A 22,107-nucleotide genomic window follows, 5' to 3' on the forward strand; every position below is an offset into this window, starting at 1 on the left:
CCTGACCAGGAGTTCGCCATGGCCGCCGCAAAATGGGCTGCATTCCCGCACGACGCCAAGGGTTTCGCGTACGCAGGCGACGCGTTGAAGAAGGCCTGGCCGCAGCTGCACGCCGGCGATTGCGAACCGTTCCCCGACGCCAAGCACGCCGCCGCGCTGCTGAAGGCCGCCGGCAAGGCCGCACCCAAGCTCGATGCCGACGCCTTGGCCTCCGCGCTGCAGGACGCCTGGCGCGCCTTCCACCACGGCGACTTCAAGGCCGCCTTCGATGCCGGCGAGAAGCTCGGCCCGGTCGGCGCCTCGGTCGCGGTGAAGGCGATCGGCATCCACGCCAGCTACCTGGTCGACGGCGACGCCGAGAAGCTCAAGCGCTTCGAGCAGGCCGCCAAGCTCGCCGAAGCCGCGGTCAAGGCCCTGCCCGACGAAGCCAACAGCCATTACCGCCTCGCCTTCGCCCTGGGCCGCTACAGCCAGGGCCTGTCGATCGTGAAGGCGCTGAAGGAAGGCATCGCCACCAAGGTGCGCAGCGCGCTGGACACCACGCTGGAACTCGCCCCCAAGCACGCCGAAGCGCACACCGCGATGGCGGTCTACCACGCGGAGATCGTCAACAAGATCGGCGCACTGATCGGCGGCATGACCTACGGCGCCAAGCCCGCCGAGGCCGAAAAGCACATCAAGACCGCGCTCAAGCTGACCCCCAACTCCCCCATCGCCCACATCGAGCACGGCAACGTGCTGATGCTGCTGTACGGTGACAAGAAGGAAGACGACGCCGCGGCCGCCTACGAAAAGGCCGCCAAGGCCAAGCCGCTGGATGCGATGGAAGCGCTGGACGCGGCGTACGCGCGCGAGCAGATCGAATGAAGGGCTGATCCGGGACAGGACCTGGAAAATCCGGGGTGCGCCCAGTTGATCCGCAGCGCCAGAGCCCCTAGAATGCGCGGCCCAGCATCGCTTCGGCGACGCATCGGGCGGTTAGCTCAGCGGTAGAGCATTGCCTTCACACGGCAAGGGTCGCAGGTTCGAACCCTGCACCGCCCACCATATTCGACAAGGCCGCCTGCCCAGGCGGCCTTTGTCGTTCTGGGGCCGGCGAAGGCCGATTCAGGCAATCGACGCGGTCCGCGGGTGCCGCAGGCCGCTTCCGGTTGGAGCAAGGCCGCTGCAGCCCCTGAAGCGCGCAGAATAGGCCGCCGAATTCGCGAGCCGGACGACGATGGAAGACACCCGCCTGTATCACAACCCGCGCTGCTCGAAGTCGCGCGGCGCCCTGGAACTGCTGCACGAGCGCGGCATCCAGCCGCGTGTCGTCGCCTATCTGGACACGCCGCCCGACGCGGACGAGCTGCGTGCGCTGCTGCAGATGCTGGCGTTGCCGGCGCGCGCACTGCTGCGTACCGGCGAGGACGAGTACCAGGCACTGGGACTGGCGGATCCGGCGTTGTCCGAAGCCGCCCTGATCGCGGCGATGGTCGCGCATCCGCGCCTGATCGAACGGCCGATCTTCGTCCACGACGGCCGCGCGGTACTCGGGCGCCCGCCGGAGCAGGTGCTCAGCCTGCTCTGAACCGCCACCACGGCGCTTACCAGGATTTGCTGTCGCGCATCCGGCGCACGCGTTCGGGCGCGGCGAAGGAGTCGCTGCGCGCCTGCGCCCAGAACGTGCGGAATACCGCATGGTCCGGCTCCCGCAGCAGCAGCTCGCCGGGTTCGAGGAAGCGATAGAGCGCGGCCAGCGAGCGGACCTCGATGGGCGACACGCGGCGCAGGATGTGTTCCGGCCCGAGCTGTCCGGGATGCTCCAGTCCGGCGGCCGCCAGCAGGTCGCGCAGCGCCTTCAGCGTGTTCTGGTGGAAATTCAGCACCCGGGTCGCCTTGTCCGGCACGTCGAGGTGCTGCCAGCGCGACGGGTCCTGCGTCGCCACGCCGGTCGGGCAGCGGTCGGTGTGGCAGTTCAGCGACTGGATGCAGCCCAGGGCGAACATGAAGCCGCGCGCGGCGTTGCACCAGTCGGCGCCCATCGCCATGGTGCGCGCGATGTCGAACGCGCTGGTGATCCGTCCCGCCGCGCCGATGCGGATGCCGCTGCGCAGGTCGAGCCCGACCAGGGTGTTGTGGACCAGCATCAATGCTTCGTGCATCGGCACGCCGACGTGATCGATGAACTCCGCGGGCGCCGCGCCGGTGCCGCCTTCGGCGCCGTCGACCACGATGAAGTCGGGATGCAGGCCGGTCTCGTGCATCGCCTTGGCGATGCCGAACCACTCCCAGGGATGGCCGATCGCCAGCTTGAAGCCGGTCGGCTTGCCGCCGGAGGCCTCGCGCAAACGCGTCACGAACTCCAGCAGTCCAACCGGCGTGCTGAATGCGCTGTGCTGCGACGGGGAAACGCAATCCACGCCCATCGGCACGCCACGCGTGGCCGCGATCTCGGCGCTGATCTTCGCCGCCGGCAGCACGCCGCCATGCCCTGGCTTGGCGCCCTGCGACAGCTTGATCTCGATCATCCGCACCTGCGGATCGCGGGCGCAGGCGATGAAGCGGTCGAGGTCGAAACGCCCCTGCCCGTCACGGCAGCCGAAGTAGCCAGAACCGATTTCCCACACCAGGTCGCCGCCGTGCTCGCGGTGGTACGGCGAGATCGAGCCTTCGCCGCTGTCGTGATAAAAACCGCCGGCCTTCGCCCCGCGATTCAGTGCACGGATGGCGTTGGCGGACAGCGAGCCGAAGCTCATCGCCGAGATGTTGAACACGCTCGCCAGGTACGGCTGCGCCCGGTTCTCGCCGACGGCGACCCGGAAATCGTGGGACGCCGGGTGCGTCGGCAGCAGCGAATGGTTGATCCATTCGTAGTCGGGCGCGTAGACATCCTGCAGGGTGCCGAACGGACGCGTGTCGTTGACCGACTTCGAGCGCTGGTAGATCAGCGCGCGCTGCTGGCGCGAGAACGGCGTCTCCGCGGTGTCCGACTCGATGAAGTACTGGCGCATCTCCGGGCCGATCGACTCCAGCCCGTAGCGGAAATGCGCGAGCAAGGGATAGTTGCGGCGCAGCGTGCTGCGCTTCTGCAGCAGGTCGAGGGTACCCACGATCGCCAGCACGCCGAATGCGGCGACGGCGAACCACCACGCTCCGGAACGCCACGCGGCAATCGCAGCGGAACCGGCGAGGAGCAGGAGGCTGGCGACGTAGGCGGCGTAGCGCATGGACTGCTCCCGGTTCGGTGACTGCAGGATTCGCTGGCTACGGAATCACTAGCTAGAGCGGCAACAACAGGCTACAGGCGCGCGTCGACCTGGTCGCGCGGAAACAAACTCTTGATGTCGTAGAGCAGCGCGCCCTCGCGGCCGTACCTGCGCACGCCTTCGGCCCCGAGCGCGCGGTACTGGTCGTGCGCGACCGCGAGCACGATCGCATCGTAGCGTCCCGCCTCCGGCTCGGACTCGAGCAGGTCGACGCCGTATTCGTGCCTGGCCACCGCCGGATCCGCCCACGGGTCGTGGATATCGACCTGCGCGCGGTACTCGCGGAAGCGGTCCGCCAGCTCCACCACGCGGGTATTGCGCAGGTCCGGGCAGTTCTCCTTGAAGGCGATGCCCAGGATCAGAATGCGCGCACCGGCCACGGCGATGTCGCGCTGGATCATCAGCTTGATGACCTCGTTGGCGACGTGTTCGCCCATCGCATCGTTGATGCGGCGGCAGGACAGCAGGATGTCCGGGTAGTAGCCGGTCTCCTGCGCCTTCTGGATCAGGTAGTAGGGATCGACGCCGATGCAATGCCCGCCGACGAGGCCGGGGCGGAACGGCAGGAAATTCCACTTGGTCCCGGCCGCTTCCAGCACTTCGGTAGTGTCGAGGCCGAGGCGCTGGCAGATCAGCGCGAACTCGTTGACGAAGGCGATGTTGGCGTCGCGCTGGGTGTTCTCGATCACCTTCGCCGCCTCGGCGACGCGCAGGCTGGAAGCCTTGTGCGTACCGGCAGGAATGATGCTGCGATACAGTGCGTCGACGAAGTCGGCGGCCTCCGGTGTCGAACCGGAGGTGACCTTGGGAATGTCGACGAGGCGACGCTTGCGGTCGCCGGGGTTGATCCGCTCCGGGCTGTAGCCGACGAAGAAGTCGACGTTGAAGCGCAGCCCCGACGCCGCTTCCAGCTCGGGCACGCAGATCTCCTCGGTCGCGCCGGGGTAGACCGTGGATTCGTAGATCACAGTGTCCCCGGCCGCGAGCACGCGCCCGATGCCGCGGCTGGCTTCGATCAGCGGGGTGAAATCCGGGCGCTTGTGCGCGTCCACCGGCGTCGGCACGGTGACGATGTAGACGTTGCGTCCGCGCAGGTCGGCGGTGTCGGCGCTGAAGCGCAGCTTCGATGCGGCGGAGAAATCCTCGGCGCGGCTTTCGTGGTTGCCGTCGCGACCCTCGCGCAATCCGGCGATGCGTTGCGCGTCGATGTCGTAACCGAGCGTGTCGTACTGCTTGCCGAATTCGATGGCGAGGGGAAGCCCGACGTAACCAAGGCCGATCACGGCGATGCGCGCATTGCGGGGATCCAGCATTCGACCTGCCCTTTCGTCCTGCCCTGGAACGGGGGCCGCGGCGGCCCGGATGGTGCCTGGGGCGGGACTCGAACCCGCATGGGGTCGCCCCCGGCGGATTTTAAGTCCGCTGCGTATACCGGTTTCGCCACCCAGGCGCGGCGACAAGCTTACCCGTACAAAAAAGCCCGGCAATGCCGGGCTTCTTCTTGAAACTGGAGGCCGAGGTCGGAATTGAACCGGCGTACGCGGATTTGCAGTCCGCTGCATAACCACTCTGCCACCCGGCCGGATGACTGCTTTTGAAAAATACCGCCTTAAAGCGACGCTCCGGATTCTGTCACACCGCCGGTGATTCGCAAACCGCGCGGCACTGACGATCCGAAAAAAACGAAGCCCCGCGAACGGGGCTTCGTAACAAACTGGAGCGGGAAACGAGACTCGAACTCGCGACCCCGACCTTGGCAAGGTCGTGCTCTACCAACTGAGCTATTCCCGCGGAAGAGCCGTCATTTTAGGCATACAAACGGCAGTGTCAACACCTGAATGCAGATTTGTCGCCGCCCGCAGCACCCGGGCCGGCGTTCCTTCAGGAGTTGCGCGCGTCCTCGCGCAAGGCCGGCCACGCGGCGCGCAGGTAGGCCAAGCCCGACCATAGGGTCAGCAACGCCGCGACCGCCAGCATCCAGTCGCCGATGACGAAAGGAATGCTGGGCTTGTCGCCGAATTTATCGGGGACGAAATACAGCAGGATCGTCAACGCCACCATCTGCACGATGGTCTTGATCTTGCCGATGCTGGCGACCTTCACCTTCGCCCGCTGACCGAGCTCGGCCATCCACTCGCGCAGCGCGGACACGGCGATTTCGCGCCCCACGATCACCGCCGCCCACAACGCCATCCACGGGGTCGGATGCTTCTGCACGATGAGCAGCAGCGCCACCGCCACCATCAGCTTGTCCGCGACCGGGTCCAGGAACGCGCCGAACGCGGACGACTGGTTGTAGGCGCGCGCGATCCAACCATCCAGCCAATCGGTCACCGAGGCCAGGATGAACACGAACGCCGCCGCGAAATTCGTCCACTTGAAGGGGAGGTAGAACACCAGGACCAGCACCGGGATCAGCAGGATCCGCAGCAGGGTCAGGAGGGTCGGTACGGTCAACTTCATCAGGACGGGGCGGTTCGGGGCTGGGGCCAGTGTATGGGCAATTCGTGGACGGCGGGCGGCTCAGGGCTCGACGCCATGCAGCGCCGCGTAGATGCGCTCGGCCAGCGCCGCATTCACGCCCTCGACCCGGGCGATCTCTTCGACGCCGGCGCCCTTCAGCCCGCCCAGGCCGCCGAAATGCTTGAGCAACGCGGCACGCCGGCGCGGACCGATGCCCGGGATGTCCTCCAGCCGGCTGGTGCTGCGCGCCTTCTGGCGGCGGCCGCGGTGCCCGGTGATGGCGAAACGGTGCGCTTCGTCACGCACCTGCTGGACCAGCTGCAGGGCCGGCGATTCCGCGCCCGGATGCACGGTGCGACCGTTGGGGAGCAGCAGCTCCTCGTCGCCGGGGCGACGGGCCGGGCCCTTCGCCACGCCCACCAGCGCGACCCCTTCCACGCCGAGGTCGTCCAGCGCGGCGCGGGCCTGGGCCACCTGCCCGGCCCCGCCGTCGATGAGCAGCACGTCCGGCATCACGCCCTGCTCTTCCACGGCGCGGCGGAAGCGGCGGTCGATGGCCTGGTGCATGGCGGCGTAGTCGTCGCCCGGCTCGATGCCGGCGATGTTGTAGCGCCGGTACTGGCCACGCACCGGCCCTTCGCTGTCGAACACCACGCACGAAGCCACCGTCGCCTCGCCCATGGTGTGGCTGATGTCGAAGCATTCGATCCGCGCAGGCAACGCCGGCAGGCCCAGCAGGTCGCGCAGGCCTTCCACGCGAGCACGCTGCGCGGCATGGCTGGTGCGCTCGCTGGCCAGCGACAGCTCGGCGTTGCGCCGCGCCAGGTCGACGTAACCGGCACGCTCGCCGCGCACGCTGCTCCGGATCTGCACCTTGCGATCGCCGGTGAGCGACAGGGCTTCCTCGATCAGCTCGCGGTCGGGAATGTCGCGATCGAGCACGATCTCGCGCGGCGGCGCCTGCTCGGCGTAGTACTGCGAGACGAATGCGGCCAGCACCTCGGCCGGATCCGTGCTGCCGCCGGTCTTGGGGAAGAAGGCGCGCGTGCCGAGGTTGCGGCCGTCGCGGAACGCGAGCAGCAGCACGCAGGCCGCCGCGTCCTGTATCGCCACGGCGAGCACGTCGAGCTCGGCGGCACGGCCATCGACGTACTGGCGCGCCTGCAGGCTGCGAATCGACTGCATCAGGTCGCGCAGGCGCGCGGCCTGCTCGAATTCGAGGCGCTCGCTTGCCGCCTCCATCGCCTTGCCGAGTTCGTCGCTCAGCTCATCGCTGCGGCCGTCAAGGAACAGGCCGGCGCGGCGCACGCTTTCGGCGTAGTCCTCCGCAGGCACCAGGGCCACGCAGGGCGCGCTGCAGCGACCGATCTGGTGCTGCAGGCAGGGCCGCGAACGGTTGCGGAACACGCTGTCCTCGCAACTACGCAGGCGGAACAGCTTGTGCATCAGGTTCAGCGTCTCGCGCACCGCGCCCACGCTCGCATACGGGCCGAAGTAACGACCGGGCACGGCGCGCGGACCGCGGTGCAGTGCGATGCGCGGCCACGCTTCGTTGGTCAGCAGGACGTAGGGATAGCTCTTGTCGTCGCGCAGCTGCACGTTGTAGCGCGGCTTGAGCGACTTGATCAGCTGGTTCTCCAGCAGCAGCGCTTCGGTCTCGGTGCGGGTGACGGTGACTTCCATGCGCGCCACCTGCGCGAGCATCGTGGCGATGCGCGGCGACTTCGGCGAGGCGTTGAAGTAGCTGGCCACGCGGTTCTTCAACGCGCTGGCCTTGCCGACGTACAGCACCACCTCGTCGGCCGCGATCATGCGGTACACGCCCGGCGCGGTGCTCAGCCCTTTCACGAAGGCCTTGCCGTCGAAAACCGGGGGTTGCGAAGTCATCGGATCTGCTGGCATCGGCTCGCTGGTGTTGGACCGATTATGCGTTACCCCAGGCACCGGCGCGGTCGCGCCGGCCGGCCTGCAGGCGCGCGACGACTCCGTGCGCGGCGCGGTCGAGCATGCTCCAGACCGCTTCGAATTCACCGGTTCCGCCGGTGTACGGATCGGGAACCTCGGCCTCGCCCGCCATGCCTGCCCACTCCAGCAACAGGGCGCAGCGCGGATGCGCGTCGACCGGCGCACGTGCGCGGACATCGCGCAGGTTGTTGCGGTCCGCGCACAGCAGCCAGTCGTGGCGCATGAAGTCGTCGCGCGACAGCTGCCGGGCACGCTGGCCGGAGATGTCCACGCCGTGCCGCGCGGCCGTCGCGATCGCGCGCGGATCCGGCGGCTGGCCGACGTGCCAGGCACCGGTGCCCACCGAATCCACCACCACCTGCCCCGCCAGTGGCGAGGCCTCGATGCGCGCACGCAGCACGCCTTCGGCCATGGGCGATCGGCAGATGTTGCCCAGGCACACGATCAGCAGGCGTACGGGCGCTTCCACCGCGATCAGGCGTGACCGGCGAGGCGCGCTTGTGCGCGTTCGAGGTCTTCGGGCGTGTCGACCCCGGGCGGGAACGGTGCCGGCGTGACCGCTACCGCGATGCGGAAGCCGGCTTCGAGCACGCGCAACTGCTCCAGCGATTCGATCTGTTCGAGCCGGCCCGGCGGCATCGCCGCGAAGCGCTGCAGGAAGCCGGCGCGGTAACCGTAGATGCCGATGTGCCGCAGCCACTGACCGCCATCGGGCAGCACGCTGCGATCACGGGCGAAGGCATCGCGCGGCCACGGCACCGGCGCACGGCTGAAATACAGCGCATCGCCGTTGGCGGCCTGCACCAGCTTGACCGCGTTGGGATCGAACAGCGTTTCCGCATCCGTCACCGGTGCGGCCAGCGTGGCCATTTCCGCGCCGGAATCGCGCAACAGCGTGGCGACCGCACGGATGCCTTCGGCTGGCGCGAACGGTTCGTCGCCCTGCAGGTTCACGACGAGGGTGTCGTCGCTCCAGCCGGCGATGCGCGCGCATTCGGCGAGGCGGTCGGTGCCGGACGGATGCGCGGACGAGGTCATCGCGACGCGCACGCCGCTGCCGGCCAGTGCGTCGGCGATGCGCTGGTCGTCGGCGGCCACCCAGACCTCGCGCGCACCCGCGGCAAGCGCGCGACGCGCGACGTGCAGCACCAGCGGCTCGCCCGCCAACAGGCGCAACGGCTTGCCGGGCAGGCGCGAGGCGGCGTAACGAGCGGGAATGGCGACGACGAAATCGGAAGCGGTCATGTGTGATTCCGGGTAACGGGCGATGCACTCAAGCCCGGGCGGCGCGCAGTTTATCCAGCAACGCGACCCAGAAGGCTTCCGGCAGTTCGGCGCGCACCGGAATGCTGAGCCAGTCGTCGCGCGCGATGTTGGCGCACTTCACCGCATCCTTTTCGGTCATCAGGACCGGCAGGCGGCTGCCGAACTCGAAGTCGGCGCTGGTGTAGCGGTGATGATCATCGAAGGCGTGCGGCACCACGGCGATGCCGGCGGCGCGCAGCATGGCGAAGAAGCGTTCGGGATCGCCGATGCCGGCCACTGCGTGCACGCGTTGCCCGGAGAACGAGGCCAGCGTGCGTGAACGACCGCCGGTGATCGGCGCCGCGTGTTCGGCCTGCAGCCGCATCGGCCACTCGCCGAAGCCCGCGCCGACGTTGCTGGCCTGCGCTGCACTGCTGCCGAGGTTGACCACGCGGAAGTCGCAGCGCTGCGCGCGTTCGACCGGCTCGCGCAGCGGGCCGGCCGGCAAGCGCTGGGCGTTGCCGTAGCGCAGGCGACCGTCGATGACTTCGATCTCGATGTCGCGCGCCAGGCGGTAATGCTGCAACCCGTCGTCGCACACGACCACGTCGCAGCCGGCCTTCACCAGCGCCTTGGCCGCGGCAACGCGGTCGCGGTCGACGCGCAGCTTCGCCCCGGTGTGGTGCGCGATCAGCGCGGGCTCGTCGCCGACCTTGGCCGGATTACTTTCGCGGTCGACCCAGCGCGGCTGCGACGGCTCCTCGCGGCCGTAGCCGCGGCTGGCGACGCCGGGCTTGAACCCTTCCGCCTGCAGGCGCTGCACGATCGCGATGGTCAACGGGGTCTTGCCGGTGCCACCGACGCTGATGTTGCCCACCACCAGCACCGGCACCTCGCTGCGGCGCGCGCGCAGGATGCCCTTCTCGTACAGGCGGCGGCGCAGGCCGGTGATGCCGGCGTAGATCGCCGACAGCATGCGCGCGCCCAGTGGCACGCGCGCCTCGCCATACCAGTACGCGGGACGCTGCCGGCTGACCATTGCCTACTCGCCCTCGCGGAACTGCATGCGGTGCAGGTGCGCGTACAGGCCGTCCTGCGCCAGCAGCCCGGCGTGCGTGCCGCGTTCGACGATGCGCCCCTGGTCCATCACCAGCACCTGGTCGGCGTGTTCGATGGTGGACAGGCGATGCGCGATCACCAGCGTCGTACGGTTGGGCATCAGGTGGTTCAGGGCGTCCTGGACCAGGCGCTCGGATTCGGTGTCGAGCGCCGCCGTCGCCTCGTCGAGGATCAGGATCGGCGCGTCCTTGAGCATGGCGCGTGCGATGGCAATGCGCTGGCGCTGGCCGCCGGACAACTTGTTGCCCTTCGCGCCGATGTGCGTCTGCACGCCTTCGGCCAGGTGTTCGACGAACTCGGTGGCATTGGCGTCGCGGATCGCCTGTGCGAGCCGGTCATCGCCCGCTTGCTCCATCTCCCCGTAGGCGACGTTGTCGGCCACGGTGCCGTCGAACAGCATCACCTGCTGCCCGACCAACGCGATCTGCCGGCGCAGGTCGCGCAGGCGGTAGTCCTGCAACGGGTGCCCATCCAGCAGCACGCTGCCGGCCTCGGGGTCGTAGAAGCGCGGCAGCAGCTTGATCAGCGAGGACTTGCCGCTGCCGGAGCGCCCGACGATCGCGGTCACCGTGCCGGGCCGGGCCTCGAAGCTCACCTCCTGCAAGGCGGGACGGGCCTGGCCCGGATAGCGGGCGGTGACGTCGCGGAATTCGATCACGCCCTGCGCGCGCGACAGCGGGCGCGTGCCGGCATCGAGTTCGTCCGGGGCATCGAGCACGTTGAACAGGCGCTCGGCCGAGGCGATGCCCTTCTGCAGCATGTTCTGCACGTTGGTGAGCTGCTTCAGCGCGGGGATGATCGCCATCATCGACATCATCAGCGCGACGAAGCCGCCGGCGGACAACCGCCCCGCCATGGCCTCGCGCCCGGCGAAGAACAGCAGCAGGGCCAGGCCGACCGAACCCATCAGCTGCACCACCGCGGAGGAGATGCTGCGCGTGGATTCCACCTTCAGGCTCAGCTTGAGGTGGGTGTCGGCCTGCGCGGCGTAACGCTGCATTTCGACCGCCTGCGCGCCGTAGACCTTCACTTCCTGCTGGTTGGACAGCGCCTGGTCGGCGACCTGCATCAATCGGCCGCCGCTCTCCTGGATGCGGTGGCTGATGCGGCGGTAGCGGCGCCCGACCTTGTCCATCATCCACGCCAGCGGCGGTGCCATCAGCAGGATCGCAACCGTGACCTGCCAGCTGGTCCACAACATCACCACCAGCGCGGCGATCACCTGGAAGGACTGCTGCAGCATCACCTTCATCGCGTCGATCGCCGCCTGCGCCACCTGGTCGCTGTCCGAGCCGAGGCGGACGAGCATCGATGGCACCGGTTCGCTGTCGAAGCGCGCGCCCGGCAGGCGCAGGTACTTGTCGAGCACGCGCACGCGCATGTCGCGGGCGATGCCGCGGCCCGAGCGCCCCATGCACATGTCGGTGACGTAACCGGCCACGCCGCGGATGACGAAGATGCCGATGATCGCCAGCGGCAGGAACAGGCTCGTGCCTTCCTTCTTCTCGATGAAGGTGATGTTGACCACCGGCTCCATCAGTTTGGTGAAGGCGCCGCCGGCGGCGGCTTCGATCACCATGCCGACGAACGCCAGCCCCAGCAGCGCGCGGTAGGAGCGCGCGAAACCGATGAGGCGGCGGTAGATCTGCCAGCGCGGGGCCGACTGCGTCACTTCGGCTTCCCTTGCGCCCGGACCTCGGGCGCGGTGGCGATCATCACCTGGCGGAAACCCAGCTGCCCGAGCGCGTCGTACGCGGTGACCACGGACTGGTGCGGCGTGCGCGCGTCGGCACGCAACAGCACCTTGCGCGTGCGGTCGCTGCCGGCGACTTCGGCCAGCGTGGCCTTCAGCGATTCGACGTCGTCGCGCAGCACTTCGCGGTCGTCGACGAAATAGCGGCCGTCGGCGTTCACCAGCACGCTCAGTGCGCGCGAGGTGTCGCTGGGGGCTTCGCCGGTCGCCTTGGGCAACTCCAGCTTGAGCACCGAGCGCGCGTCGAACGTCGTGGTGACGACGAAGAAGATGATCAGCACCAGGATGACGTCGATCAGCGGGACCAGGTTGATCTCCGGTTCGTCGTCCTTGCGGTGGTCGCGGATCCTCATGGCGGTGTCCTCATGCGAAGGCCCGCATCAGGGCGTGCCCACCGGCGGGGTGATGCCGTGCGAACCCGGCGCCATGCGTGCGGCCACCGGACGCGGTTCGATCGTGTCGAGCAACTGGATCGCCTCGTGCTCCATGTCGACGATGTATTCGGCGATGCGGCCGCGGAACCAGCGGTGCGCGATCAGCGCCGGGATCGCCACGATCATGCCGGCGGCCGTGCAGACCAGCGCCTTGCCGATGCCACCGGCCAGCTGGTTCACGTCGCCGATGCCGTGGTCGAGGATGCCCAGGAACATCTGGATCATGCCGACGACGGTGCCGAACAGGCCCAGCAGCGGCCCCGCGGCGGAAATCGTGCCCAGGGTGTTGAGGTAACGCTCCATGCGGTGCACGAGGTGGCGGCCCACGTCCTCGATGCGTTCGCGGATCTGGTCGCGTGGACGCGAGCGCACGTCGAGCGCAGCGGCCAGCAGCGCGCCCAGCGGCGAGTTGGCGCGCAGCGATTCGATGTGGGCAGGGTCGAGCTTGCCGCCCGCGGCCCAGGTCCGCACTTCCTTGCCCAGGCCCGGCGGCAGCACCGCGCGGCGGCGCAGCGTCCAGGCGCGCTCGACCACGATGGTCAAGGCCAACACGGACAACAGGATCAGCGGAATCATCGGCCAACCGCCGGCCTTGACCAGTTCCAGCACTCGCAAACCTCCGGCCTTCGGCCGCTCGGGGGACATCGTTCGGGACAATCAGGCCGCTAGCATACGGACGGACCCGGGTAGTGGCGATATTTCGGGGCAAATGCAGCCCGATCAAGGCTTTGCGACGTATTCGTCAAGGCCTGCGGGCAGCGTCCCACCAGCGCGGCTGTGCGCCGCGTCGCGTTTCCAGCCGAAGGCCGCCGGCGCGCAGCTGCAGGCGCAGGGCGCCGCCGGATGCGGTGTCGAAGGTGCGTGCGCCGGCATGGCGCCAGCGCTGCAGCACCTCCGGCTTGGGATGGCCGAAGCGGTTGCCGTGCCCCGACGAGACCAGGGCGAAGTGCGGGCGCGTGGCGTCGACGAAGGCCGCGTCGGACGAGCCGGCGCTGCCGTGGTGCGCGACCAGGACGACGTCGGACCGCAATGCGTGCGGGTAAAGGCGGGCGAGGTCGCGCTCGATCACCTCACCGATGTCGCCGGTCAGCAACACGGAACCGTGGGCGGAGCGGATGCGCAGCACGCAACTGGATTCGTTGGCGAGGTACGGGAAGTGCGGCGGCGGGTGCAGGAATTCGAACTCGACGCCGTCCCAGGTCCAGCGCTGGCCGGCGCGGCATGCGGTCGTCGCCACCGGCAGGCCGACGCCTTCGGGCGCCTGCGTCGCATCGACGGGAAACTCGGCGCGTACCGCATCGAATCCGCCGGCATGGTCGTTGTCGCCGTGGCTGATCACCGCGCGGTCGATCCGGCGCACGCCGAGCGCATGCAAGGCCGGCACCACGGCGCGTTCCCCGGCATCGAAGCCATCGTGCACGGCGGGGCCCATGTCGTAGAGCAGCGCATGCCCACGCGTCCGCACCAGCACCGACAGGCCCTGCCCCACGTCGATCGCCAGCAGTTCGGCTTCTCCGTGCACGGGCAGGCGGCGATCGGGCCACAGCAACGGCAACCACAGCAGCAGCGCCAGCCACTTGCCGGGCGTGCCGCGTGGCAACAGCAGCCAGAACGCCCCCAGCAAGGCCAGCGGCAACGCGAACCAACGCGCCTCGGGCAGCCACCACAACGCCAGGCCGCTGGCTTCCAGCCGTTCGAACAGCGGCCAGCACAGGTCGAAGCACCAGGCCGCGCCACGCCAGGCCCATGCGCCCGCACCGGCATGGAGCGATTCGAGCAACAGGCCGATCAGGGCCAACGGTACGACCACCAGGCTCCACCACGGCACCGCGATCAGATTGGCCACTGGACCGGCGAGCGAGGCCTGGCCGAACAGCATCGCGCTCGGCGGCAACAGGCCCAGCGTGGCGACACGCTGCGCGGACAGGAACTGGCGAACCGCGTGACCGCCTTGCGGCAGGCACCACAGCAGCCAGGCCACGCCCAGGAAGCTGAGCCAGAAACCCGCGCCCAGCACCGACAGCGGATCGCACAGGATCACCGCGATCGCCGCCAGCGCGAGCGCCTGCGCCGCGCTCGCCGGTCGTCGCCAGGCCTGCGCCGCGGCCACGACCGCAATCATCAGCACCGTGCGCAGCGTCGGCAGCGCGAACCCCGCCACGGCCGCATACGCCAGCGCGCCCAGCACCGCCGCCAGCGCCGCGGCGATCGTCGCCGGCCAGCGCCGCGCCAACGCCGGCCACAGCCACCACACGCCGCGCGCGAGCAGGGCGAAGAATCCCGCCACCAAGCCGACATGAAAGCCGGAAATCGCGATCAGGTGGGTCAGGCCATTGGCGCGCAGCACGCTCCAGTCGCGATCGTCCAGCGCGCGCGTGTCGCCCAGGGCGAGCGCCTGCACGAAGCGGGCAGACGGTGCGGTGACGCTGGCCGCGATGCGCGCGGACATGGCTTCGCGCCACGCCTCGATCCCCGTACCCACCGTGAGGCGTCGCGCCATCCCCGGCGCATAGACATAGCCGGTCGCAGCCAGGCGCCGGGCCACGGCGTACTTCTCGGCATCGGCCGCGCCGGGGTTGCGCAAGCCACGCGGCGCGCGCAGGCGGACCGGCAGCGACCAGCGTTCGCCCGCTTTCAATGCATGGCGCGGACGCGGCGGATTCGCCGTGATTGCGCCTGGCCGCGGCGCGCGCTCCCAACGCTCTTCGTCGTACCAGGCCAGCCGCAGGGTGCGGCCGCGCAGCACCGGCAGGGTTGAGCCGTCCGCGTCGACCCGGAACAGGAACCGGGTCCGGCGCACATCGTGCTGCGGCAGGTCGACGATGACACCGTGGACCACGGCCTCGTGCTTTTCGAACGCCGCGGGCAGTTGCACGGCGAGCGCATGCGCGCCATGCAGGCCGGCCAGGCCGAGTCCGCACAGGAACACACCGAAATGGCGCAGCAGCCATGGCCGCAACATCGCGGCTGACGATGCCACCTGCACCGGCTTCGCCCAGGCAAGCACGCCGGCGAGCAGCGACACCAGGGAAAGTCCCCACGGCGCCAGCACGGGCAACCACAGGCATGTCACCACGCCCGCCAGCAGGGCAAGCGCGATGGAGACAGCGAACGGGGAGCTGCGGGGTGGCGTCCTTGCCACGTGACTCATGCGCGCTACACCTCGTCGCGTCGCAGTTCGCGGAGCTTGCCTTCGTGCAGTTCCAGTACACGGTCCATGCGCCGCGCGAGCGACCGCGCGTGCGTCACCAGCACCAGGCTGGTGTGGTGCTCACGGTTGAGGGCGAGCATGAGTTCGAACACGATCGCCGCGGTCTTCTCGTCGAGGTTGCCGGTGGGCTCGTCGCCGAGCACGCAGGCCGGTCGATTCACCAGCGCGCGTGCGACCGCGGCACGCTGACGCTCGCCGCCGGACAGCTCGCCCGGTTTGTGCGCGAGGCGATGGCCCAGCCCGACCGATTCCAGCAGCGCCCTCGCCCGCTGCGACGCGTCCTGCACGCTGGTGCCGTTGAGCAGCACCGGCAGCATCACGTTCTCCAGCGCGGTGAACTCGGGCAGCAGGTGGTGGAACTGGTACACGAACCCCAGCGACTTGTTGCGCAGGGCCCCGCGCGCCGCATCGGACAAGGCACTCATCTTCTGCCCGACGACATAGACCTCGCCGGAGGTAGGTGTGTCCAGGCCACCGAGCAGGTGCAGCAAGGTGCTCTTGCCCGCGCCGGACGCGCCGAGGATCGCCACCGTCTCGCCTTTCGCCACCGTCAGGGAAAGACCGTCGAACACCGGCGTGCGCAGGCTGCCTTCGGCGTAGGTCTTGCCGAGGTGCTCGGCGTGGATCACGGCAGGTGTCACGAGCGCCTCATTCATAGCGCAGCGCCTCCGCCGGCGCCGTGCGCGCGGCGCGCCACGCCGGATACACGGTGGCAAGGAAGGCCATGGCCAAGGCGGCGACGGCGGTCAGCACCACGTCGCTCGCCTGCAGGTCGGTGGGAAGCCCGGTGATGTAGTAGACGTCCTCGGGCAACAGCTGCACGCCGAACAGGCGTTCGATCCCGTGCAGGATGTGCTCCAGGTTCAGCGTGAGCAGGATGCCGCCGATCACGCCGATGGTCGTGCCGATCACGCCGATCAGCGTGCCCTGCACCATGAACACCTGCATCACGCCGCGCGGCGTCAGGCCTAGGGTGCGCAGGATCGCGATGTCCGCCTGCTTGTCGGTCACCAGCATCACCTGCGAGTTGACCAGGTTGAAGGCGCCCATGCCGATGATGAAGGCCAGCAGGATCGCCATGATGGTCTTTTCCATCTTCAGCGCGCGGAACAGGTTGGCGTTCTCGCTGCTCCAGTCGCTCACGCTGTAGGGGCCACCCAGCTCGATGGCGAGGTCGCGTGCGACGTCGAAGGCCTTGTCCATGTCGTGCAGCTTGAGGCGCACGCCGGTGACGCCATCGCCCATGCGCAGCACGCGCTGCAGGTCGCCCATGCTGACGACGGCCAGGCCCTTGTCGAACTCGTTGTAACCCGCTTCGAAGATGCCGCTGACCTGGAAGCGCTTCTGCGTCGCGATCGCGCCCATCGGCGTGCTGCGGAAGTCGGAGGTGGTCACGATCACGCTGTCGCCCACGCGCACGCCCAACCACAGCGCCAGCTCGCGCCCGAGCACGATGTTGAAGCTGCCGGGCGTCAATTGGTCGAGCTTGCCTTCGACCATCTTGTCGGCCAGTACCGAGACCTTGCCCTCTTCCGACGGCACCACGCCACGGATCAGCGCCGGCTGGTTGCGGGCGCCGGAGAGCAGCGCTTCCTTCTCGACGTAGGGCGCGGCGCCGGCGATGCGCTTGTCGACCAGCGCGACTTCGACCGCGTGCTTCCAGTCCTGCACCGGCTCGCCGTAACCGCTGACGGTCGCATGCGCGGTCATCTGCAGCATGCGATCGCGGATCTCGCGCTGGAAGCCGCCCATCACCGCCATCGTGGTGATGAGGATCGCCACGCCCAGCGCGATGCCGACGATGGAGGCGAACGAAATGAAGGAAATGAAGCCATTGCGGCGCTTGGCGCGCAGGTAGCGCAGGCCGATGGCAGCGGAGACGGGTTTGAACATGCCGGATCGAATCGGGTCCAGGGCGCAAGGCGGCTATGGTGCCACCGAACGCGGTGGGCGAACCGGCGAGCGCGCGGCTACGGCCAGCCGCAGTTCACGCCGGGCATCGGCGTCGAGGTTGTCGGGACAGCCTGCAAGCAAGTGCCAACGCCCCCGATCGTCGAGCCAGCGGAGGAAGCCGAGAGGCCCTCGCCAGTGCAGTTCGAGCCCTCCCGCAGCCCGCCCATCGATGCTCGTTTCGCCATCGCCGTGCGGAATCAGCACGTTGCGCACACCGCCATGGACTTCGCGCCTCGCCAGCACGACGCCGTGCAGGATGGCGACCAACGCCAAGGGACAGGAGAGTAACGAGGGCAGGTCCGACCCGATCACGGCCATTGCCGCGAGCACGCCCAGGACCAGCAGGGAAGCGGCGAACAGACGCGATGCGCCCCACTCAAGGCGGCAAGGCGCGGATGCGTTCGACCAGGGTCTGGAGTTCGACATCGTCGGAGGTTTCGTGGCCCATGAACCAGTGCCACAGCCTATCGTCTTCGATTTCCAGCAGCCGTAGGAAAACGCCGCGCTCGGCCTCGGGGCTTTGCCGCCATGCGCGGTCGAGGTAGCGGCCGAACAGCTGGTCGAGTTCGCGCATGCCGCGCCGGCATTTCCAACGCAGGCGGCGCAGTTCGGTTTCGTCGGCTTCGCTCAAAGCTGTCTCCATCGGATCGCAGCCATCCCTGGCGCAGCATCATGGCTTCGGAAAGTCCTGCCCGGCCTTCCTGGCCGGGCGTTCGCGGCCGCGGCCGATGCCGATAGGGCATCGGCCAAGCGCGTCCACTCACCCACGCCGGCATTTCCAACGCAGGCGGCGCAGTTCGGTTTCGTCGTTCGCGCTCATGCGCGCAGCAGCCCGTAGCCCAGCACGCCCCACAGCGTCCACAGCACGAGGCCGCCTGCGACGTACACATAGAAGCGATGCATGACCTTGTTGTAGGTGCACTGGATCCAGCTGTGGACGGCGCGCAACGCGACGAAGCCCCACGCCAGCACCAGCACAGGCGTCGACGCCAGGTCCGCCTGCGCGGCCACCGCCAGCGCCAGGTAGAACAGCACCGGCAGCTCGAACAGGTTGCGGAAGTTGTCGGCGGCGCGGCTGTCGGTCAACCTCGCCGACGCCTGCGCGGACAGCGCCACCGCCTGCGGATGGATGCGCTCGCGCTTCATCTGGCCTATGCGCATGAAATACATGCGCCACCACACCACGAAGGTCAGCGCTGCCATCGCGAGCGCAGGCAGGAAAATCGCGTTGTCCGCCATTCCGTCTTCTCCTCATGCGAAAGGCGTGCAATGCACGCCTTTCGTCCTGCTTCCGGATGCCGTGCTCAGACCCGCCGCGCGAGCATGAGCTTCTTGATCTCGGCGATCGCCAGCGCCGGGTTCAGGCCCTTCGGGCAGGTCCGCGCGCAGTTCATGATCGTGTGACAGCGGTACAGCTTGAACGGATCTTCCAGGTCGTCCAGGCGGCTACCGGTGTCCTCGTCGCGCGAGTCGATGATCCAGCGGTAGGCCTGCAGCAGGATCGCCGGGCCCAGGTAACGCTCGCCGTTCCACCAGTAGCTCGGGCAACTGGTCGAGCAGCACGCGCACAGGATGCATTCGTACAGGCCATCGAGCTTCTTGCGGTCGGCCGGCGACTGCAGGCGCTCACGCGACGGCTGCGCGCTCTGCGTGCGCAGCCAGGGCTTGATCGACGCGTACTGGGCATAGAAATGGGTGAGGTCCGGCACCAGGTCCTTCACCACCGGCATATGCGGCAGCGGATAGATCGGCACTTCGCCCTTGCTGCTGCAATCGCTGATCGCCTTGGTGCAGGCCAACGTGTTGGTGCCGTCGATGTTCATCGCGCACGAACCGCAGATACCTTCGCGGCAGGAGCGACGGAACGTCAGCGTCGGATCGATCTCGTTCTTGATCTTGATCAGCGCGTCCAGAACCATCGGACCGCAGGTCGCCATGTCCACCTCGTAGGTGTCCACGCGCGGATTCATGCCGTCGTCGGGATTCCAGCGATAAACCTTGAACACGCGCGGCTGCTTGGCACCGGGCGAGGCCCAGTGACGGCCTTTCTGGATCTGCGAGTTCTTGGGGAGAGTGAATTCAGCCACTTTTGCTCGCTCCGGATCAGTAGACGCGCTTCTTCGGCGGCACCACGGCGACGTCGTCCGTCAGCGTGTACATGTGCACCGGGCGGTAGTCGATCTTGGTGTTGCCGGCCTCGTCGATCGAGCACAGGGTGTGCTTCTGCCAGTTGGCGTCGTCGCGGTCCGGGAAGTCCTCGCGCGCATGGGCGCCGCGCGATTCCTTGCGGTTCTCGGCGGAAACAATCGTCACCAATGCCTGGTCGAGCAGGTTCGACAGCTCGAACGTCTCGATCAGGTCCGAGTTCCAGATCAGCGAACGGTCGCTGACCTTGACGTCGCCGAACGAAGCGTGGATCTCGCGCATCTTCTTGACGCCGTCGGCGAGCGTTTCGCCGGTGCGGAACACGGCGGCGTCGGCCTGCATGGTGCGCTGCATCTTGTCGCGGATGACCGAGGTCGGCGTGCCGCCGTTGGCATTGCGCAGCTTGTCCAGGCGCGCCAGCGAGGCGTCGCAGGCGTCGGCTTCGAGCTTGGCGTGGGCGCCGTCCGGCGTGATCGTTTCGGCGGCGCGGTTGGCGACGGCGCGACCGAACACGACCAGGTCGAGCAGCGAGTTCGAGCCCAGGCGGTTGGCGCCATGCACCGACACGCACGCGGCTTCGCCGATCGCATACAGGCCCGGGACGACCGCATCCGGGTTGCCATCACGCAGCTGCACCACTTCGCCGTGGTAGTTGGTCGGGATGCCGCCCATGTTGTAGTGCACGGTCGGGATCACCGGGATCGGCTGCTTCTCCACGTCCACGCCGGCGAAGATGCGCGCCGATTCGGCGATGCCCGGCAGCTTCTCGTGGATCACTTCCGGACCGAGATGGGTCAGGTCGAGCAGGATGTGGTCCTTGTGCTCGCCGACGCCGCGGCCTTCGCGGATTTCGATGGTCATCGAACGCGAGACCATGTCGCGCGGGGCAAGATCCTTCACGCTCGGGGCATAGCGCTCCATGAAGCGCTCGCCGTTGCTGTTGCGCAGGATGCCGCCTTCGCCACGCACGCCTTCGGTGATCAGGCAGCCCGCGCCGTAGATGCCGGTCGGGTGGAACTGCACGAATTCCATGTCCTGCATGCCCAGGCCGGCGCGTAGCGCCATGCCGCCGCCGTCGCCGGTGCAGGTGTGCGCGGAGGTCGCGCTGAAGTAGGCACGGCCGTAACCGCCGGTGGCGAGCACGGTGCCCTGCGCACGGAACAGGTGCAGCGTGCCTTCGGCCATGTCGAGGGCGAGCACGCCGCGGCAGGCGCCGTGCTGGTCCATGATCAGGTCGAGGGCGAAGTATTCGATGAAGAACTGCGCGTCATGCGCCAGCGACTGCTGGTACAGCGTGTGCAGGATCGCGTGGCCGGTACGGTCGGCCGCGGCGCAGGTGCGCTGCGCCGGCGGGCCTTCGCCGTAACGCGTGGTCATGCCGCCGAACGGGCGCTGGTAGATCTTGCCGTCGTCGGTGCGCGAGAACGGCACGCCGTAATGCTCGAGTTCGATGATGGCCGGAATCGCTTCCTTGCACATGTACTCGATCGCGTCCTGGTCGCCCAGCCAGTCCGAACCCTTCACGGTGTCGAAGAAGTGGTAGCGCCAGTCGTCCTCGCCCATGTTGGCGAGCGCCGCGGCCACGCCGCCCTGCGCCGCCACGGTGTGCGAACGGGTCGGGAAGACCTTGCTGATGCAGGCGGTCTTCAGGCCCTTCTGGGCCAGACCGAAGGTGGCACGCAGGCCCGCGCCGCCGGCGCCGACCACGACCATGTCGAACTTGTGTTCCTGGATCTTGTAAGCAGCAGCCACGGCTCAGGCTCCCAGCACGATGCGGACGATGGCGAGCACGCTGGCGAGGGCCGCGAGAACGCAGATGAAGATGTTGGCCAGCTGCAGCAGCGTCGCCGACCACGGCGTGTGCACGTAGTCCTCGATGATGACCTGCAGGCCGAGCTTGGCGTGCCAGAACGCGCTGACGACGAAGGCGATCAGCAGCACCGCGTTGCACGGACTCGCGACCGAAGCGCGCACGGTGGCGTAGTCGTCGCCGACCAGCGAGATGATCAGGCCGATCACGTACAGCGACAGGAACACCAGCGCGACGGCGGTGATGCGCTGGAGCACGAAGTGGTGCGTGCCGTACTGCGCGGAACCGAGGCCGCGCGCGACCTTCAGCGGCGTGCGCAGGCGATTGTTGTCAGCACTCATGCGCCACCCCGCTGCATCATCGCCAGGACCCAGATCAGCATGGTCAGCACCAGGCTGCCGAACACGGAAATCCAGCTGTTGCGCACGAACTTCTCGATCGCGAAGCCGTAGCCCGCGTCCTGCAGCAGGTGGCGGATGCCGTTGATCAGGTGGAAGGACAACGCCCAGCTCCAGCCGAACAGGATCAGGAAGCCGAGCGGCGAGCGCGCGAAGGCGCTGAAGTGCGCCCACTGCTCCGGACCCGCCGCGAGCGACAGGAACGCGCAGACCATGAGCAGGCTGCCGAGGGCAAGGACGACACCGGTGGCCCGGTGCAGGATCGAAGTCACCATCTGCACCTGCCAGCGATACACCTGGAGGTGGGGCGACAAGGGACGTTCGCGAACACGCGGGTCGGAAGCAGCCATGGGCGTGCGGTGT

The 22,107-nt window shown here is 68.4% G+C and carries 22 protein-coding genes and 4 tRNA genes; 3 read left to right on the top strand and 23 right to left on the bottom strand.

Features of this window, described 5'->3' with window-relative positions:
• Positions 1 to 18 precede the first annotated feature (18 nt).
• The 3 genes from H8B22_RS01305 to arsC all read left to right on the top strand — a co-directional run bounded on the left by H8B22_RS01305 (position 19) and on the right by arsC (position 1,570).
• The gene (locus H8B22_RS01305) at positions 19 to 867 is read left to right on the top strand and encodes a tetratricopeptide repeat protein (RefSeq protein ID WP_187712362.1); all 849 of its coding nucleotides are present in this window, start codon (positions 19 to 21) and stop codon (positions 865 to 867) included.
• Between the two features lie 105 nt (positions 868 to 972).
• A tRNA-Val gene (locus H8B22_RS01310) sits at positions 973 to 1,047 on the top strand.
• Positions 1,048 to 1,219: 172 nt separating this feature from the next.
• Positions 1,220 to 1,570, top strand: a complete 351-nt coding sequence (gene arsC, locus H8B22_RS01315) for an arsenate reductase (glutaredoxin) (protein ID WP_187712363.1) — start codon at positions 1,220 to 1,222, stop codon at positions 1,568 to 1,570.
• A 16-nt stretch (positions 1,571 to 1,586) separates the two neighbouring features.
• On the opposite strand, the gene H8B22_RS01320 is transcribed toward arsC, so the two are convergent.
• The 23 genes from H8B22_RS01320 to sdhC form a co-directional block, all read right to left on the bottom strand.
• Positions 1,587 to 3,209: an FMN-binding glutamate synthase family protein gene (locus H8B22_RS01320; protein ID WP_187712364.1), complete on the bottom strand. Its 1,623-nt coding sequence runs from the start codon at positions 3,207 to 3,209 to the stop codon at positions 1,587 to 1,589.
• 71 nt (positions 3,210 to 3,280) lie between these two features.
• On the bottom strand, positions 3,281 to 4,561 hold the full coding sequence (locus H8B22_RS01325) for a nucleotide sugar dehydrogenase (protein WP_187712365.1): 1,281 nt from the start codon (positions 4,559 to 4,561) through the stop codon (positions 3,281 to 3,283).
• Between the two features lie 50 nt (positions 4,562 to 4,611).
• Positions 4,612 to 4,698: transfer RNA gene (locus H8B22_RS01330), tRNA-Leu, on the bottom strand.
• Between the two features lie 58 nt (positions 4,699 to 4,756).
• Positions 4,757 to 4,830 (bottom strand) — tRNA-Cys (locus tag H8B22_RS01335).
• Between the two features lie 133 nt (positions 4,831 to 4,963).
• Positions 4,964 to 5,039, bottom strand: a tRNA-Gly gene (locus H8B22_RS01340).
• A gap of 90 nt (positions 5,040 to 5,129) precedes the next feature.
• A complete protein-coding gene (gene pgsA, locus H8B22_RS01345) occupies positions 5,130 to 5,711 on the bottom strand; it encodes a CDP-diacylglycerol--glycerol-3-phosphate 3-phosphatidyltransferase (protein ID WP_187712366.1) in 582 nt (193 codons plus the stop codon).
• 60 nt (positions 5,712 to 5,771) lie between these two features.
• The gene (gene uvrC, locus H8B22_RS01350; protein WP_187712367.1) at positions 5,772 to 7,598 is read right to left on the bottom strand and encodes an excinuclease ABC subunit UvrC; all 1,827 of its coding nucleotides are present in this window, start codon (positions 7,596 to 7,598) and stop codon (positions 5,772 to 5,774) included.
• 37 nt (positions 7,599 to 7,635) lie between these two features.
• The gene (locus tag H8B22_RS01355) at positions 7,636 to 8,151 is read right to left on the bottom strand and encodes a low molecular weight protein-tyrosine-phosphatase (RefSeq protein ID WP_407060835.1); all 516 of its coding nucleotides are present in this window, start codon (positions 8,149 to 8,151) and stop codon (positions 7,636 to 7,638) included.
• Positions 8,151 to 8,921 carry a 3-deoxy-manno-octulosonate cytidylyltransferase gene (gene kdsB / locus H8B22_RS01360; protein ID WP_187712368.1) on the bottom strand — a complete coding sequence of 257 codons (771 nt, stop codon included), beginning with the start codon at positions 8,919 to 8,921 and terminating at the stop codon, positions 8,151 to 8,153. Before kdsB ends, H8B22_RS01355 begins: the two co-directional genes overlap by 1 nt.
• A 28-nt stretch (positions 8,922 to 8,949) precedes the next feature.
• On the bottom strand, positions 8,950 to 9,960 hold the full coding sequence (gene lpxK, locus H8B22_RS01365; protein ID WP_187712369.1) for a tetraacyldisaccharide 4'-kinase: 1,011 nt from the start codon (positions 9,958 to 9,960) through the stop codon (positions 8,950 to 8,952).
• Positions 9,961 to 9,963: 3 nt separating this feature from the next.
• Positions 9,964 to 11,712: a lipid A export permease/ATP-binding protein MsbA gene (msbA, locus tag H8B22_RS01370; protein ID WP_225876241.1), complete on the bottom strand. Its 1,749-nt coding sequence runs from the start codon at positions 11,710 to 11,712 to the stop codon at positions 9,964 to 9,966.
• Positions 11,709 to 12,146 carry an ExbD/TolR family protein gene (locus tag H8B22_RS01375; RefSeq protein WP_187712370.1) on the bottom strand — a complete coding sequence of 146 codons (438 nt, stop codon included), beginning with the start codon at positions 12,144 to 12,146 and terminating at the stop codon, positions 11,709 to 11,711. Before H8B22_RS01375 ends, msbA begins: the two co-directional genes overlap by 4 nt.
• Before the next feature lie 27 nt (positions 12,147 to 12,173).
• Positions 12,174 to 12,836 (bottom strand): MotA/TolQ/ExbB proton channel family protein, encoded by a 663-nt coding sequence (locus tag H8B22_RS01380; protein WP_187712371.1) that lies wholly within the window; start codon positions 12,834 to 12,836, stop codon positions 12,174 to 12,176.
• Between the two features lie 133 nt (positions 12,837 to 12,969).
• The gene (locus tag H8B22_RS01385) at positions 12,970 to 15,378 is read right to left on the bottom strand and encodes a DNA internalization-related competence protein ComEC/Rec2 (protein WP_187712372.1); all 2,409 of its coding nucleotides are present in this window, start codon (positions 15,376 to 15,378) and stop codon (positions 12,970 to 12,972) included.
• Positions 15,379 to 15,383: 5 nt separating this feature from the next.
• A complete protein-coding gene (gene lolD, locus H8B22_RS01390; RefSeq protein WP_187712373.1) occupies positions 15,384 to 16,094 on the bottom strand; it encodes a lipoprotein-releasing ABC transporter ATP-binding protein LolD in 711 nt (236 codons plus the stop codon).
• The gene (locus H8B22_RS01395) at positions 16,087 to 17,331 is read right to left on the bottom strand and encodes a lipoprotein-releasing ABC transporter permease subunit (protein ID WP_187712374.1); all 1,245 of its coding nucleotides are present in this window, start codon (positions 17,329 to 17,331) and stop codon (positions 16,087 to 16,089) included. The genes lolD and H8B22_RS01395 overlap by 8 nt, the downstream gene beginning before the upstream one ends.
• Before the next feature lie 33 nt (positions 17,332 to 17,364).
• Positions 17,365 to 17,817, bottom strand: coding sequence for a hypothetical protein (locus H8B22_RS01400; protein ID WP_187712375.1), 453 nt, complete (start codon positions 17,815 to 17,817; stop codon positions 17,365 to 17,367).
• The gene (locus H8B22_RS01405) at positions 17,768 to 18,034 is read right to left on the bottom strand and encodes an FAD assembly factor SdhE (RefSeq protein ID WP_187712376.1); all 267 of its coding nucleotides are present in this window, start codon (positions 18,032 to 18,034) and stop codon (positions 17,768 to 17,770) included. Before H8B22_RS01405 ends, H8B22_RS01400 begins: the two co-directional genes overlap by 50 nt.
• 173 nt (positions 18,035 to 18,207) lie before the next feature.
• Entirely contained in the window at positions 18,208 to 18,630 is a 423-nt protein-coding gene (locus tag H8B22_RS01410) for an MAPEG family protein (RefSeq protein ID WP_187712377.1), read from the bottom strand.
• Between the two features lie 65 nt (positions 18,631 to 18,695).
• A complete protein-coding gene (locus tag H8B22_RS01415) occupies positions 18,696 to 19,478 on the bottom strand; it encodes a succinate dehydrogenase iron-sulfur subunit (protein WP_187712378.1) in 783 nt (260 codons plus the stop codon).
• A 16-nt stretch (positions 19,479 to 19,494) separates the two neighbouring features.
• On the bottom strand, positions 19,495 to 21,249 hold the full coding sequence (sdhA, locus tag H8B22_RS01420) for a succinate dehydrogenase flavoprotein subunit (RefSeq protein ID WP_225876313.1): 1,755 nt from the start codon (positions 21,247 to 21,249) through the stop codon (positions 19,495 to 19,497).
• Positions 21,250 to 21,291: 42 nt separating this feature from the next.
• Positions 21,292 to 21,687 (bottom strand): succinate dehydrogenase, hydrophobic membrane anchor protein, encoded by a 396-nt coding sequence (gene sdhD / locus H8B22_RS01425; protein WP_187712380.1) that lies wholly within the window; start codon positions 21,685 to 21,687, stop codon positions 21,292 to 21,294.
• Entirely contained in the window at positions 21,684 to 22,094 is a 411-nt protein-coding gene (sdhC, locus tag H8B22_RS01430; protein WP_187712381.1) for a succinate dehydrogenase, cytochrome b556 subunit, read from the bottom strand. The genes sdhD and sdhC overlap by 4 nt, the downstream gene beginning before the upstream one ends.
• Between the last annotated feature and the right edge of the window lie 13 nt (positions 22,095 to 22,107).

The organism is Lysobacter terrestris, from assembly GCF_014489475.1.
Taxonomy (GTDB): domain Bacteria; phylum Pseudomonadota; class Gammaproteobacteria; order Xanthomonadales; family Xanthomonadaceae; genus Agrilutibacter; species Agrilutibacter terrestris.